14 protein-coding genes are annotated in these 15,190 nt (G+C 57.5%); 9 read left to right on the top strand and 5 right to left on the bottom strand.

The window, feature by feature from the left end; genetic code table 11:
- Positions 1-332 precede the first annotated feature (332 nt).
- The 5 genes from PH562_RS01165 to PH562_RS01145 all read left to right on the top strand — a co-directional run bounded on the left by PH562_RS01165 (position 333) and on the right by PH562_RS01145 (position 4,711).
- Entirely contained in the window at positions 333-1,286 is a 954-nt protein-coding gene (locus tag PH562_RS01165; RefSeq protein WP_285171048.1) for a sulfonate ABC transporter substrate-binding protein, read from the top strand.
- Positions 1,287-1,473: 187 nt separating this feature from the next.
- Positions 1,474-1,779 carry a gamma-butyrobetaine hydroxylase-like domain-containing protein gene (locus tag PH562_RS01160; RefSeq protein ID WP_285171047.1) on the top strand — a complete coding sequence of 102 codons (306 nt, stop codon included), beginning with the start codon at positions 1,474-1,476 and terminating at the stop codon, positions 1,777-1,779.
- Positions 1,772-3,508 (top strand): fumarate reductase/succinate dehydrogenase flavoprotein subunit, encoded by a 1,737-nt coding sequence (locus PH562_RS01155; RefSeq protein ID WP_285171046.1) that lies wholly within the window; start codon positions 1,772-1,774, stop codon positions 3,506-3,508. The genes PH562_RS01160 and PH562_RS01155 overlap by 8 nt, the downstream gene beginning before the upstream one ends.
- Positions 3,509-3,519: 11 nt before the next feature.
- The gene (locus PH562_RS01150) at positions 3,520-3,753 is read left to right on the top strand and encodes a 4Fe-4S dicluster domain-containing protein (RefSeq protein WP_064841978.1); all 234 of its coding nucleotides are present in this window, start codon (positions 3,520-3,522) and stop codon (positions 3,751-3,753) included.
- Between the two features lies 1 nt (position 3,754).
- Positions 3,755-4,711, top strand: coding sequence for a HEAT repeat domain-containing protein (locus PH562_RS01145; RefSeq protein WP_285171037.1), 957 nt, complete (start codon positions 3,755-3,757; stop codon positions 4,709-4,711).
- 24 nt (positions 4,712-4,735) lie between these two features.
- Here the strand turns inward: PH562_RS01145 and PH562_RS01140 are convergent, their stop codons facing one another.
- Positions 4,736-5,557 (bottom strand): Crp/Fnr family transcriptional regulator, encoded by an 822-nt coding sequence (locus PH562_RS01140; protein WP_285171036.1) that lies wholly within the window; start codon positions 5,555-5,557, stop codon positions 4,736-4,738.
- A 364-nt stretch (positions 5,558-5,921) separates the two neighbouring features.
- On the opposite strand from PH562_RS01140, the gene PH562_RS01135 reads away from it, so the two are divergent.
- Genes PH562_RS01135 through PH562_RS01125 form a run of 3 tightly spaced genes read left to right on the top strand, consistent with a single transcriptional unit; the run spans position 5,922 to position 8,976 of the window.
- Complete coding sequence (locus PH562_RS01135) at positions 5,922-7,334, top strand: ABC transporter substrate-binding protein (protein WP_285171035.1); 1,413 nt, start codon at positions 5,922-5,924, stop codon at positions 7,332-7,334.
- An 8-nt stretch (positions 7,335-7,342) separates the two neighbouring features.
- Positions 7,343-8,137, top strand: coding sequence for an ABC transporter permease (locus PH562_RS01130; RefSeq protein WP_285171033.1), 795 nt, complete (start codon positions 7,343-7,345; stop codon positions 8,135-8,137).
- On the top strand, positions 8,134-8,976 hold the full coding sequence (locus PH562_RS01125; protein ID WP_113232411.1) for an ABC transporter ATP-binding protein: 843 nt from the start codon (positions 8,134-8,136) through the stop codon (positions 8,974-8,976). The genes PH562_RS01130 and PH562_RS01125 overlap by 4 nt, the downstream gene beginning before the upstream one ends.
- Before the next feature lie 291 nt (positions 8,977-9,267).
- Here the strand turns inward: PH562_RS01125 and PH562_RS01120 are convergent, their stop codons facing one another.
- Entirely contained in the window at positions 9,268-10,794 is a 1,527-nt protein-coding gene (locus PH562_RS01120) for a SulP family inorganic anion transporter (RefSeq protein ID WP_285171031.1), read from the bottom strand.
- A gap of 4 nt (positions 10,795-10,798) precedes the next feature.
- Complete coding sequence (locus tag PH562_RS01115) at positions 10,799-11,488, bottom strand: carbonic anhydrase (RefSeq protein ID WP_113232609.1); 690 nt, start codon at positions 11,486-11,488, stop codon at positions 10,799-10,801.
- A 375-nt stretch (positions 11,489-11,863) separates the two neighbouring features.
- On the opposite strand from PH562_RS01115, the gene PH562_RS01110 reads away from it, so the two are divergent.
- Positions 11,864-12,100 (top strand): hypothetical protein, encoded by a 237-nt coding sequence (locus PH562_RS01110; protein WP_113232413.1) that lies wholly within the window; start codon positions 11,864-11,866, stop codon positions 12,098-12,100.
- 232 nt (positions 12,101-12,332) lie between these two features.
- On the opposite strand, the gene PH562_RS01105 is transcribed toward PH562_RS01110, so the two are convergent.
- Positions 12,333-13,094, bottom strand: a complete 762-nt coding sequence (locus PH562_RS01105; RefSeq protein WP_208409450.1) for a LuxR family transcriptional regulator — start codon at positions 13,092-13,094, stop codon at positions 12,333-12,335.
- Between the two features lie 597 nt (positions 13,095-13,691).
- A complete protein-coding gene (locus PH562_RS01100) occupies positions 13,692-14,780 on the bottom strand; it encodes a hypothetical protein (RefSeq protein WP_285171027.1) in 1,089 nt (362 codons plus the stop codon).
- Positions 14,781-15,190 lie beyond the last annotated feature (410 nt).

Below are 15,190 nucleotides of genomic sequence, written 5' to 3'. Positions count from 1 at the left end.
ATATCGAAATTTGTATCGCATTGTTGTGATGCGGCTGGCGACCCATCGCAATCGCGCAGCAGGTCAATTGGGACAAAATCATTGCAAAGGTAACTTTTGCTCGCCGCGCATCCAGCCTGCATGTGTCCGAGTACGGTCGTCAACACTCTCTCGGCTTCGAGGATGAGGCGTTCGTTCGTAATCGTGAGGTTGGAATTCAGTTTGATACCGGAATGGCTCATTGCACGAACCATCGTAGCGAACATTTCAAGTCGAGGGCGCGCTGGACGTCGGCCGTATTCTGCGTTCTCAAAAACACTTTAGTTTGATGTAGCCTTGTTTGGGAGGTCATGATGAAAATCACAAGACGAGCTTTCACTGCGGTTGTGGCGGGTGCCATCGCGGCGCCACTGACGAATATTCAAACGGCAAGGGCCGCCGACAAGGTCGTCCGTATTGGCTTCCAGAAATATGGAACTCTGGTGCTTCTCAAGGGCAAGGGAACGCTCGAAAAGAAACTCGAAGCAATCGACTATAGGGTCGAGTGGGCAGAGTTTCCTGGCGGCCCCCAGCTTCTCGAAGCGCTGAACGCAGGTGCCGTTGATTTCGGCTCGACCGGCGAAACGCCGCCGATTTTCGCTCAGGCAGCGAACGCTCCGCTTATCTATATCGCGCATGAACCGCCCGCCCCGCGTGGCGAAGCCATTCTTGTCCCGAAAGATAGTCCCATAAAGTCTGTTGCGGACTTGAAGGGAAAGAAAGTCGCCTTCAACAAGGGATCGAACGTGCATTACCTGCTCGTTAAAGCTCTCGAAGAAGCTGGCTTGACCTATGAGGACGTGGAGGCATCCTTCCTGGCACCGGCCGACGGCCGCGCAGCCTTCGAAAGGGGCGCGGTCGACGCGTGGGTCATCTGGGATCCCTTCCAAGCTGCCGCAGAAGTGGCGGTCGAAGCGCGAGAGCTTAGAAATGGAGAGGGTATCGTCCCCAATTACCAGTTCTATCTCGGCACCAGTGCGCTAGTCGACAATCACGCCAAAGCGGTTGATGTCTTGATAGACGCAATCTCCGAGATCGACGCATGGACCAAATCCGATACTGCGGCCGCGGCCGCGGAACTATCACCGTCGGTCGGCATCCCAGAACCTATCCTCGTCAAGGCGCTCGAGCGTCAATCCTATGGCATCAGCAGCCTCGATGCTTCCGTCGTGGCGCAGCAGCAAGCCATAGCCGACGTCTTTTTCGAGCTCAAGCTCATTCCCAAGAAGGTGACAGTCGCAGACGTTGTCCGCAAAAACAAAGTGTAAGCCTTTCTTAAATCTGCGGAAATGGTTCAAGCGGGGGGACCAGGTCGTCTTCTCGCTTAATTTTCATGTCGGGGCACCGCCTTCGCTAAGAGTGCGGTGCCACTTTCGGCAAATTGCCACGAGGCAATTTATTGCGTGTCTCTGTCCCGCGCTCTCTTAGAGTGAGTTGCAATTGACAGGGAAGATCATGACACCATTGGAACTGAAGCTCGAACCGGAACGCCGCACCCTCGCCATTACCTGGGAAGGTGGCGACACATCTCTTATTCCAGCTTCCGTGCTGAGGCGGCACAGCCGCTCGGCCCAGGCGGTTCGAGCTTCGCTCGATGGGCGTGAGGGAGCGTTCGAGAACGTGACAGTAGCCGGCATCGAGCCGATCGGCTCCTATGCCGTCCGGCTGGTTTTCTCGGATGGGCACGATCGAGGAATCTACCCCTGGCAATACCTGCGCGAAATCGCTGATTCATTGGGTTTAGGAATGGTGCATGGATAATTTTGTAGAAGGCCTGGCCGAGGTCGAATGCGACGTGCTGGTGATCGGCGGCGGCACGGCGGGCCCCATGGCGGCGCTCAAGGCAAAGCAGCGAAATCCCAAGCTGAACGTCATCCTGCTCGAAAAGGCCAACGTCAAGCGCTCGGGCGCGATCTCCATGGGCATGGACGGCCTGAACAATGCCGTCGTTCCGGGTTATGCGACGCCCGAGCAATATACCAAGGAAATCACCATCGCGAATGACGGCATCGTCGATCAGGCGCCGGTCTATAAATATGCGTCGCGCTGCTACGAGATCATCGAGGAGCTGGATCGCTTCGGCATCCGCTTCCAGAAGAATACCAATGGCGATTTCGACCTCAAAAAAGTGCATCACCTCGGCACTTATGTTCTGCCGATGCCGAACGGAGATACCGTTAAGAAGGCGCTCTATCGACAGCTTCGCCGCGAACGCATCCTGATCTCCAACCGCTACATGGCGACGCGACTTCTCACGGCCAAGGACGGCAGGATTGCCGGCGCGATCGCCGTCAACACGCGCTCGGCAGAATTTCTTGTTCTCCGCGCCAAGACGGTGATCCTCTGCATGGGGGCGGCAGGCAGGCTCGGCTTACCGCATTCCGGCTATCTCTTCGGCACTTATGAAAACCCGACCAATTCGGGCGATGGCTATGCCATGGCCTATCATGCGGGTGCTGCGCTTGCGAACCTCGAATGCTATCAGATCAACCCGCTGATCAAGGACTATAACGGCCCCGCTTGCGCCTATGTCGCGGGTCCCTTCGGCGCTTATACCGCCAACAGCGATGGCAACCGTTTCATTGAAAGCGACTACTGGTCGGGTCAGATGATGCAGGAATTCTATAACGAACTGCAGTCCGGCAAAGGACCAGTGTTCCTGAAGCTAAATCATCTGCACCATGATACGGTCGGCGAGATCGAGCAGATCCTGCATAAGGTCGAGCGCCCATCGCGCGGGCGCTTCCACCAGGGGCGTCGCACCGACTACCGCGACAAGATGATCGAGATGCACATTTCCGAAATCGGCTTCTGTTCGGGTCATAGCGCCTCGGGCGTGTTCGTCGACGAATTTGCACGGACGACCGTCGAAGGCCTTTATGCTGCAGGCGACATGGCAAACGTCCCGCATAACTACATGCTCGGCGCCTTTACCAATGGTGCCGTTGCCGGAGAGCACGCGGCCGATGTCGCCTCGGCAACAGAGCTTCCCGACTATGATCGTGAGTTGGTGGAGCGCGAGCGCGAACGAGTGCTGGCACCCACGCGGCGCGAGGACGGGATTCCGCCGAACCAGCTCGAATACAAGACGCGCCGCCTGGTCAACGATTATCTGCAGCCGCCGAAGGTGACTGCCAAGATGCGGATCGGCCAGGCGCGGCTCAGCGAAGTCCGCGACGACCTCGAGACCGGGCTGGTGGCTCGCGATGCCCATGAACTGATGCGGGCGCTCGAAGTATCGTCCATTCTTGATTGCGCGGAGATGGCAGCCCACGCCTCGCTTTTCCGAACCGAAAGCCGCTGGGGTCTGTATCACAACCGCGTCGACTATCCGGAAAAGGACGACGACAACTGGTTCTGCCACACGCTCCTTAAGAAGATCGACGACCGCATGGTCTCGGAGAAGCGGCAGGTCCAGCCCTACGTCGTCCCGATCGAGACCGAGGAACGGACGGCCTACGAGCGTCTGCGTGTTCAAAAGCAAGCCTGACAGGAAGATCCATGCCTCTCGCCCTTTCCCCAAGTACAGTGCCCGTGACTGTCGATGACGCCAAATGCATCGCCGACAAAGGTTGTACGGTCTGCGTCGACGTCTGCCCGCTCGACGTCCTGCGCATCAGCGATCTCACCGGCAAAGCCTACATGAAATTCGACGAATGCTGGTACTGCATGCCGTGCGAAACCGACTGTCCGACTGGGGCCGTCACCGTCAACATTCCCTACCTGCTGCGTTGACATGAGCGCCTTTGAACCTTTCGAAGACTTCGGCGATATCGAGGTCATCGCGGAACGCCTGCTCGATCAGGATGCCGCCATCCGCCGCCTTGCTGTGATCGAGCTTGCGGAAACCGCCAGCCTCGAAGCCCTGCCGCACTTGATTACCGCAGCTGGCGACGTCAGCGAAGATGTCCGCCTCCAGGCAGCGATCGCTCTCGCCGAATTCGATGGCGTTGATGCTGCCGCAGGCCTGGCGCGATTGGTCGTCGACGACGATCATTCGGTCGCTCAGGCCGCAGCGGATGGCCTGGCGGAGTTGAAAAATCACGAGGCGGGCGACAGCCTGCTGCCTCTTCTGGATCACGCAAGCGCCTTCGTGCGAGCGGCGGCGTTTCGCGGATTGAAAGGACTACGGCTGCAGCATGCGCTCGGCCCTGCCCTCGTTGCGCTACGCGACGGGGACGCATCGGTGCGCGTGCAGGCTCTTGGCACGATCGCCTACCTCAAGCTCGACTCGACGATACCATCCCTCATCGCCGCGACGCGCGACGAGAACATCGAGGTGCGCGCCGCTGCGGTCAGTGCCCTGACGTTCACGACTCAATCGGCTGCAGCAGAGGCCGTCGCGACCGCCCTTGGCGATGCGAACTGGCAAGTCCGGGCGGCGGCGGCGGAATCGCTTGGCCGCATCGGCCATAATTCGGCGGTCGAGGCGCTGTGCCAGACCCTTTCCGACGACTATTGGCAGGTGCAGCAAAAATCGCTCGGCGCGCTCGGCAAGCTGAAAGCAAATACCGCCCTGCACCGGATTATCCTTCTGCTTGAAAGCGACATACCGACCTTACGCAAGGAAGCGGCGGCCGCACTCGGCGAGATCGGCGACCATAGTGCCGAGGAAGCACTGGCCATGAACATTGACGATCCGGATCCGGATGTGCGCAAAACAGTGCGCTGGGCGCTTACTCGCCTGGGTTAAGCAACATCAGGAAAAGGGGGTGTCTTAGACGCCGCCTTTCGAAACCATTGCCATCAGCAGATGCGGCCGTTCGATGCGGATATGTCGCGGCGTGACCGTCAGCAATCCTTCCTTCTGAAAACGCTTCATCATCATCGTCACCCATTGCCTGGTAGAACCGACCATCGCGGCGATCTGGTCGTGGGTCACCTTGGCGTTGATGATAACGGCATGACCGTCCCGCACGCCATGCAGCTTTCCAAGGTTCATCAGAAACTGGGCCAATCGCTCGATAACTGAGCGGGTCCCGAGCATCTGTGCCATGGCGGAATAGCTTTTACCTTTCGACGCCAGGCCCTGGATAAGACAGAGCGCAAAATTGGGCAGTTCGACGATCAGCTTTCCCAGGGCATGAGCAGGCAGAAACAAAATTTCGCAATCATCCATGGCCTCGCCCGACCAGATATGCGTGCCGCCGCCAGTCATCTCGGGACCGCCGATGAAGTTGCCCGGTGTCCAGTAGGCAAGCGTGATCTCACGACCCGACGGCGCGGAATAAAAGACGCGCACGGAACCGCGCTCGATGATGAAGATACCGCCGTGCTTGTCGCCCTGAGTAAAGATCGTTTCGCCAGCTGAGAAGCTGAGTCGCCGTCCGTGGCTTCGTAATATCGCCCACTCATCGAGCTTGAGCGGATCGAGAAAATGCGCACCCTCGTCGAGCCCGTCGACGGTCTCACTGAGAAACAACGACTGCGCGCCGGGCAGGATAGCCTGCCGAGGCAACTCAGGGTCAGTATCGCGCAGTACGCGCTTACGCCCCGGCTTTAGCGGCTCCGGCTGTGCGATTTCAACATCCAAGCTCATCGTCGATAGCCCTCTGGTATTCAAGAGAGGGTCAATAGATATAAAATCTATGGATTATAAAGAAATATAATTGCAAATTCGGCTGTGAATGTGGTCGTTTATCGCGATGTCGCTACAAACTCACTCTGCCAACCCGACATTAAACCACTGAAATCTCTAATTATTCGATTTGATGGCTGTGCTCTCAGATCCGCGAGATATGGCGCCGCGCTGCCAGCCCCATGATGCAAATTAATTGCTTCCGCCGTCTCGCGCCACACCACATAAATCTGCACGACGCCGGCTGATGAACGGTTGCTAGGCGTCTCCGCAAGAATTCGGAAAGTTGCTGTCGCGGGACGACGGGATCACATGGGGTGGCACAATGCATATTCGCTCAACATTGGCAGCTGCAGTTTTGACTGCGATCAGTTTTACCGGCGCGGCTCATGCCGAAACCATTCGCGTCGCGATCGGCACGCAGGACACCACGATCAATACGGCAACCGGTGGTCTTTTGATCCGGGAACTGCACCTTCTCGAAAAATACCTGCCGCATGACGGCAAATACAAGGACGCGAGCTACGACATCCAATGGAAGAACTTCACCAGTGGTGCACCGATCACCAACGAGCAGATTGCCGGCAAACTCGATTTCGGCGTGATGGCGGACTTCCCCGGTTCCTTCAATGGTCTCGCGCATTTGAAGGCGGGACGCAAAAGCCTATTCGTCTCGGTCCTTTCGGGTAGCGTCAAAGGAAGCGGAAACGGCATCGTCGTGCCCACAGACTCCCCGATCCAGTCCATCTCGGAACTTAAGGGCAAGACGATTTCGGTCCCCTTCGCCGCCACATCGCACGGCCTATTGCTGCGCGCCATCAAGGCTCAAGGCTGGGATCCGGAAACCGATGTCAACATTGTAGCTCAAGCCCCCGAAGTCGCCGGCGCCGCTCTGAAGTCCAACCAGATCGAAGCGCATGCCGATTTCGTGCCCTTTGCCGAGCTTTATCCCTGGCGCGGCTTCGCGCGGAAGATCTATGACGGCTCGCAGGCGAACGGACCGACCTTCCATGGCGTGCTCGTCGATGCGGACTACGCCGAAAAATATCCAGAGGTCGTTACGGCCTATCTGCGCGCTGCGCTGGAAGCCGATCAATTGATTGCCAAGGAGCCGGAGAAATACAGTGAATTGATCGCGAAGGTGACCGGCGTCGAAGCGGAGGTAGATTATCTGTTTCACGGCCCGCTTGGTCTGCAGACCCGCGATCTGACCTGGAAGCCCGAATACCGGCAGGCCGTCGGCACGGCGATCGAAACGCTGAAGTACCTGAAAAAGGCCGACACCGGCCTCGATGTCGACAGTTTCATCGACGATCGCTTCATCAAGGCCGCCTTCAAAGCATCGGGTCTCGACTATGAAGCGAGCCTGAAGAACTATGACCAGCTTCCGCTCGACGCGAAGGACGCGGCAACGGGCGAACCGATCAAGGACCCAAAGCGCGTCGCCGAGATCTGGGTCAAGGACGAGCCGCTCGTTCGCCACTACGCCACGGCGGAAAATGCGTTCAAGGCTTTGAGGACGCTCGAAAGCGAAGGTAGGAGCATCCGCGTTTTCTATGCCCAGGATCGGGAGAGCGGCATCAAACTGCTCGGCAACCAAGCCTGGTTCGTTCGCAACGAAAAGGGGGAGATCAGCGCCTTTCTGCTCAAGGAAAATGCTGAAGGCTGGGCCAAGGCTCATGGCGGCGCAGTGCTCGATTTTGCCGTCGCCAAATCCTCTGTCGTGGCAAGCAACTGAGGCCGGGAATGACGACGTGGATGCGCCCCGATTATGCATCTTGGCTGCGCCGTGCAGGATCGATCGCTATCTGCCTTGTCCTATGGCAGGTGGCGTCCACCCTGCGGCTCGACCTCGGCCTCGTTACCTTCCGGAACGTGCCTTCGCCCGTGGAGGTGCTTATGGCCGGCCTGGCCTTTGTCCGATCGCCAAAGCTCCTCTCGCATGTTTCCAGCAGCCTCGAAAGAGTATTTGCCGGATATGCAATTGCCAGCGTCGTCGGCATTGCCTTCGGCTTGATCATTGGCTGGTCGCGTAACGCTTCAGATTTCCTGCTCGCACCTCTCGAATTGCTGCGGCCGATCCCGGCGGTTGCCTGGATACCCCTAGCAGTGCTGATGTTCCCGTCGTCCGAGCTGTCGATGATCTTCATTACATTCACCGGTGCCTTGTTTCCCATCCTGCTCAATACTGTTCACGGCGTCGAGGGTGTTGATCCGCGTCTGATCGCAGCCGCGCGCAGTCTCGGCAGTACCCGCCGCGCGATGCTTTTCGAAGTCATCCTTCCCGGCGCCGCGCAGAGCATCGTCACTGGCCTCGCCATCGGCATGGGCACGTCATGGTTCTGTCTGGTGACGGCCGAAATGATCTCCGGGCAATTCGGCATCGGCTATTACACCTGGGAAGCATATTCCTTGCAAAATTATCCGGAGATTATCGTCGGAATGATTGTGATCGGCGTGCTTGGCATGGGCAGCAGTACCTTGCTGCGAGCTGCCGGCAATGCATTGATCCCGTGGCAGAAGAAGGAAAAGGCCAGATGAACACCCACCAACGTCTGCCGCGATCCGAGACGGGGAGAATTCTGGCGGAACGGGTTTCCATCCGTCTGGGCAAAGGCAAAGCCGCCTTTGAAGCCGTTTCCGACGTCAGTTTCTCCGTCGCTCCCGGCGAATTCGTCTGCCTTCTCGGCCCATCCGGCTGCGGAAAATCGACACTTCTCGGCGCACTCGCCGGCCATATCGAGATCGCCGGCGGTCGATTACATGTCGACGGAAGCTCGGTCAGGGGCCCGCATCCCGAACGGGGGATCGTTTTCCAGCACCACACCCTGTTTCCCTGGAAGAGCGCGCGCGACAATGTTGCGTTTGGGCTCAAGATGCGCGGCGTCGGAAGACAAGAGCGGCATCGCGAGGCGCAAAGGATGCTCGACCTCGTCGGCTTGAACGGTTTTGCCGATCGGTATCCGACACAGCTTTCGGGCGGCATGCAGCAACGGGTGGAAATTGCCCGCGTCCTGATCAATCAACCGCGACTGCTGCTCATGGACGAGCCCTTCGGAGCGCTCGATGCCCTGACGAGGCTGAAGATGCAGGAATTGCTGCTCACCATATGGGAGCAATTCCGCAAGACCATACTGTTCGTGACACATGATATCGACGAAGCTCTGCTGCTCGCTGACCGGATCATCGTCATGAAGGCACAACCTGGCCGCATTCATGAAGAGCTCATCGTCCCCTCCCCGCGGCCGCGTTCGACAGATATCATTGCATCGCTCGAATTTTCGCGGCTGAAACGTCATTGCCTCGAACTGTTGCATGAAGACAAAAGCGCCGACACGCTTCCGCGGCTAACGCCGCTCGGCTTGGGGAGAGCGGTCTAAGGAGGCACCACATGATTCATCGCGATTGGCTCCAAGAATTTTAGACAGTTCGCGGTTAATCGATCCGGTATAGCTTTGGAAGGAAAGCGAACCAATGAGGCATGAGGATGCCAGGTTGGCTTGTCGCCGGTTCGTGCAAGGTGCTGCCACGTCTCACGAACTGATCGCCCTTGGAAATAACCGCAGCAATGAAAATCAACTAATATTTCGCGCTTTGCTTTTTGCTGTTCGCCTTGCCCCATCAAGCGGGGCAAGAGCATTGTCGTAAGATCCCTGACGTCTTACCGCCGATCAGGCAACTTCCTCTGACAGCCTTTCAAAGATCGGCTTCAATCTGCGATGGCGTCCGAGCGGCGGGAGCTCAATTTCAACAAGGCGTCCCGATTTCTTCTGTCGTTTCAGCCATTCACGCAGGGTTTCGGCGCTCGTATGGTCAAGATAATGCAGGCGGGCGCCGACAATCCTGATCTTGCGACCCTCGGGAAGCGTTTCCAGCGTGTTTAGCAGGGCTGGAACATCCTTGCATGTCGCCACACCGACGAGGTCGAGGTGGATGGTTTCATCATCCTCCAATCTGTCGATAGCGAGCTTGCGACGCAGATAGGGGAGAATTTCCAATATGGATAGCGCAAGGCCGAGCGCCACGCCGACGAGCAGGTCCTGAAGCACCACCATTGCCACCGTCGCGGTCCAGATCCCGACGGGAACCCAGCCGTGATGATCGAAGAGGTGACGAACATGATGGAGACTGATCAACCGCCATCCCGTCACCAGCAGCACCGCTGCAAGTGCCGTCAGCGGCACCATCGCGAGCAGCTCCGGCAGAAATGCCACTAGGCCAAGAATCCAAACGCCGTGCAGCACGGCCGAAGCCCGGGTTCTCGCACCTGCCTGAATATTGGCGGACGATCTGACGATGACGCCGGTGATCGGCAGCGCACCCAGCAGACCGCAGAGCCCGTTGCCGATGCCTTGCGCAAACAGCTCCTTGTTGAAGCGGGTTCGCACGCCATCATGCATGCGATCGACGGCGGCGGACGACAGCAGCGTTTCCGCACTGGCGATCACCGCGATAACCAGCGTCGTCACGATGATACCGGGCTCGACCATCCTGGCAAAACCATCGAGCGTCGGCAGCGAAATACTGTCGATGAGAGAGGACGGCACCTCCACCCTGGCGATCGGCAGCTGCATCCCGGCCGTCAATATCGTGCCGGCCGCGACCCCCACCAGAGCACCGGGTACCAGCATCAATGGCTTCGGCCTGAACTTCTCCCAGGCGACCATGGCCAGCAAGGAAATCAAGCCTACGAGGAGAGCAACCGCTTCCTGGGTCAGTCCCGCGCCCCACACGCGGCCAAGGGTCTGCTCCATGGCAGTGACGTTTTCGATACCGCCGGCAGCAGGTCTTGCCCCCATCAGCACATGGACCTGGCCAAGAATGATGAGGATGCCGATCCCGGCGAGCATGCCGTGGACCACCGCAGGCGAAATGGCGCGAAACCACGATCCGATCTTCAGGAATCCGGCAAGGACCTGCAGCAATCCCGCCACGATGAGAACCGGCCCGAGCATGGCAGCGCCATATTGCTCGACAAAGCCGAAGACGATCACGGCGAGACCAGCCGCCGGTCCTGATACCTGAAGCGGAGATCCGGCTAGAAGGCCGACGACGATGCCGCCGACAATGCCTGAGATGAGGCCCATGGCCACCGGAACGCCTGAAGCCACGGCGATGCCGAGGCAGAGCGGTATGGCGACGAGAAACACGACGAGCGACGATGCGAAGTCTCGCGACAGAACAGAGCTTGATATCATCGGCCTACTCCGCAGCTTGCGGCATCACATGCGGACGACCACGGCCGGTGACGGCGACGGGCAAAGGCCTGTCCTCCATGATATCCGTGAAGCGAGCGGCCGAACCGTCATAGACCAGCACCTCGCCCGTCTCGATATCGAAAAACCAGCCATGCAGGGTAATGTCGTTGGTCGCCAATTTGGCCGCGACCGAAGGATGCGTGCGCAGATGGTCAAGCTGGACAACGACGTTTTCCATGGCAATGGCGCGAACCCTTTGGCGCTCCGGCAGATCGGCAGGATAGGCTTCGCAAACAATCGAATGGGCCGCATGGCTATGTTTCAGCCACGCGGCGACATTCGGCATCGGCTTCAGGAGATCGGGATGGCAGAGCCCTTTCATTGCGCCGCAATCGGAGTGCCCGCAGACGATGATATCGCGAACGCCGAGCGCGACGACCGCATATTCTATCGCCGATGATACGCCACCATTTGCCGTCGAAAACGGGGGAACGATATTTCCGGCATTGCGGCAAACAAAAAGTTCGCCAGGGCCGGATTGCGTGATCGTTTCGGGCATCACCCGGCTGTCGGCGCAGGAAATCATAAGCGCTTGTGGTTGCTGTCCCTCCTCCGCCAGCCGGCGATAAAGTGCCCGATGGTCGGGAAAGACGGCTCCGCGAAAGCTGGAGATCCCTTTAAGCAAATCACCCATTGTCGAGTCCTTGTGATGGGCCGGACGGCAGGCAGGGGGCGTACCCATGCCCGGCGGGTTGGAATGCGCGATCATTTCGCAAGTGCGAGATAGGAACAGGAAACAGGAAGAAAATAGCGAAGTCGGAATTAGTCGGATCTAATTTATAAAAATCTTGTGATTGGATTGTGAAATGGATTTAATCGACACCGCCTGCCTATGAATATTTCGACCGATTTGATGGGCGACATGAGTCTAACCTGCAACAGTCTTCAGACAATCTGACGCTCGGTCATTTTCGCGCTGGATCTCTTTCATTCCCAGGAGATATTAATCCGTTAGCGGAATGATTTGAACGCGCGCAGCGGCCGCGCCATTTCCGCACAAGGATACGTCATGACGGCGCAGATTATTGCGGCATGGGCAGTACAGAACGGATTCTATCTACTGGATTCATGGAAGTATCGTCGCAGTGACGAGGCGCGCACAATCACCCTTGAAATCAAAAGACTCTCGGTGGTGTTAATCGATGAAAGGGCGGGATTGGCTCCGCGGGTTGCTTCCGCCTTGTTCAAAGAGTTGTTTTCCGGGAGTTCGAACGGCAAACTCGACCGATTTTTGTTGGATCGTTGAAAGCACTAGAGGAGCTTCAGTCGGATATTCGTCCTCAAGAATAAACCTGATCACGCGTGGGTCCGGGGGACTGATGGTATGCCGCCCGAAAGCTTGTTGCTTTCTTTTCCACCCTCCTCCCCACCGGCCACGGCTGGCGCTGCCCTGCGAGGAATGAAGTTAGTTCCGTCCCTAAGCATGCGTGCAACGCCACCGCCAGCTTGCGAGCCAGCGCACCGCGCGCCTTTCACGGTCATGGCGACGCGTCCTGCCCGCCGGAGGCTCTTCGAACCAGGCGGGCAACCACCTCCGTGCGGTTCTGCGCCTGCAACTTACGCATTATGTGCTGCAGATGCATCTTCACCGTATGCCCCGACAAATTGAGTTTTCCTGCAATTACCTTGTTTGAGCAGCCGCATTGCAACTCTGCGAGGACGTCCGCCTCCCGGGGGGTGAAATCGGCAATCTGCAAATACTGAGCCCTATCATCCAGGCTTTTTTCGGCCTCAATTCTGAACGGAATATGCTCGTTTGAGCCGTTTGTAACAGCTCCCAACAGCTGTGGGCAGAATGTTCCTCCAGCCAGAACGAGACGAAGACCGGCAAGGGCGATGTCAATGGGAAGTGAAGTCGAGAAAAAGCCACGGATACCCATCTGGAGTGCGTGACGAACTATGTCGACATCATCCGTTCCCAAGAGCAACGTGATAGGAACATCGGGAAATTGTGCGGCAATTACCGTGAGATCGTCGCGCAGGCTTGTGCTCTCAACATCTCTGCCGGCTAGATCTAGCGCTATCAAACGCACCTCGGCTCCGAGAGCTCTATCGAGACTCTCGGTCGAGATCATGTCGATAAAACTCCACCCGGCGAGTTCACGCTCAAGAAGCTTGACCACAGTTGTCCGCGCCAGTGTGGAATGCTGAATTACGACAATAGTTGGTAAATTGCGCCGCATTTGACGCTTGGTTTTAGCACTGTTGGACATCTGCGTGCTCCCCCGGAATATTGGCAGCCCAACGGCAATACGTATTATTCCTGTTCTCATTTCATGTCATGACACAAAAAAGGGGTACTCTCGATATCAATAGTCTTATCTTTCATGATAGTTCTTATAGCCAATGAGCTCAGAGCGATAGACAACCCATGCATGCGGAGCACGTTGAAAAAGCTTGATTGTGAAGACATGCGGAATCGACTATTCGCTGCAGATGACACATCTTTTCGCGGAATTCGTGTGTGGCAAGCAACTCAACATAGCTTTCAAAAGCACTGAAAAGACAATCGATCTTCGACATATCCATTCAATAAAGAGTAGTTGGATGTAATCAGATGCTGATCAACCTGCGTTTGATACCATATCTCAACTTAAGGCAGTTACAGCACTGCACAGGCAGATACCGGGCAAACGTAATGGCATCTGCCGGTCGTATCGACGGCAATGCGTAGAAGGTCGTGGTCGAATGTTCGATTTCCCCGTGAAGCGATCGTTCCGCGTGATGTCGGGCCAGGAGACGAAAGCCGGTGGAGGAAGTGATCTACCATACCGCTTGAAATGGCCGGAGGAACGGTTTCGCGCCGTCGCGGTAATGTGAGTGAGGGAGACTATCCGCTAGGTATGGATGAAGCCGAGAATGTCGTCTACGAGAGCCGAATGGGCGTCCGTGAGGTTACCGCCTCCGCCATGGCCACCGATGCCGGCCAACTGAAGCGCATGCTGATCGTAGAGCACGTGATCGATCTGTTGAGCGTCTGCCGTCCCGCCGGCGGGAACGGCAATATTGATAGGATGGAAATAGGCGAGATTGACGTCTACCATGCTGCCGGTTGACGATCCGATCCCGCCGCCGCCCGCCGCGTGGCTGCCGGTAAAGATCGTATCCGACGACATGTTGAAGCCACCGCCGTTGCCGCCGACACCCGCAATCTGCATACTGCCCTGATCGAAAATTGCGTTGTTTGTCTGATGTGCCTCCGCCGAACCGCCTGCGGCACCCACCGCGATGTTGATCGGGGAAAAGATGGCTACATTCACGTCGACCATGCTGCCGACGAAAACTCCGCTGCCGCCATGCCCCGCATAATTGTTACCAGTAAATGTAACTGCGGTTCCCGGGCTCATCGTCGAATCGTGGATCGCGACATTATGATCTCCCCCAGAGCCGCCGATGCCACCCATCTGGGTCGCCCCCTGCAGGAACATAGCGTTGTTCGATTGATCCGCGTGAGCCTCAGCGCCAGGGCCAACCGCCACAGCCGTGTTCACGGGGGCAAACACCGCAACATCGGAGCTTACGAGCCCGCCGAAAAATAGACCGTTGCCGCCGGTGCCGGCATGATTGACGCCACCGCCGCCGCCGATGGCAACATTGCCGCTCCCGCCATTCCCGCCAATCCCAGCCATTTCGGTGGGATGCTGATTGATCAGCGCATCGTTACCTTGAAAGGCGTCTGCGCTCGAATGAGGTCCTGCAATAGCCGCATTGGAGGGCACGAAGACGGCCAGCGCGTTGCTGTCGATCACGCCGTCGCTTATCCCGTCACCGCCACTGCCGGCTGAATTATAGTTCGGACCCGACGTGACATCCAATGGAAGCCAGGTCGGCACTAGCGCCAGATGCCCCACAGCCGAATTGGAGGTGAGGTTCTGATCGGTGCCTGTTTTGGGCAAGTCTTCCGATAAGGGCCGAATTTCCGTCATTACCATCTCCATTTCGCGGTCAAACGCACACCCCAACGAGTGTGCGGCAGCGCATGCAGCTTGAATTTTTGAGGTATTGTGCATCTGAACATGAGAAAAGCAGAGCCTGCAATTCGTCTACATCCCGTCGGCTAGTTACTATAGCCATTTGGCTGTCGTGGATGCGGAACCCCCTTGTACGAGTTTGAAGGCACCAAATCCGCCTTTGGATTGGAGGTCCGGCATTATGTGCGCCCGCTTTTCCGGCCAGGGAATACACCCGCTTTCAGCCTTGAACAGAATCTCCTCTGCCATGCGCAGCATGATCAGAATCCCGGAATTTGGCCGGTACGCCTGAGCGGCCGTTGCGACGAAAGCAGCACCGCCTCGACGAGATCGCGGACATAGTCGTTGGTCATGCCATCCGGCGC

The organism is Rhizobium centroccidentale (assembly GCF_030182565.1).
Lineage (GTDB): Bacteria > Pseudomonadota > Alphaproteobacteria > Rhizobiales > Rhizobiaceae > Rhizobium.
The sequence above is the reverse complement of the archived record's forward strand: the minus strand, read 5'-3'. Positions and strand labels throughout refer to the sequence as shown.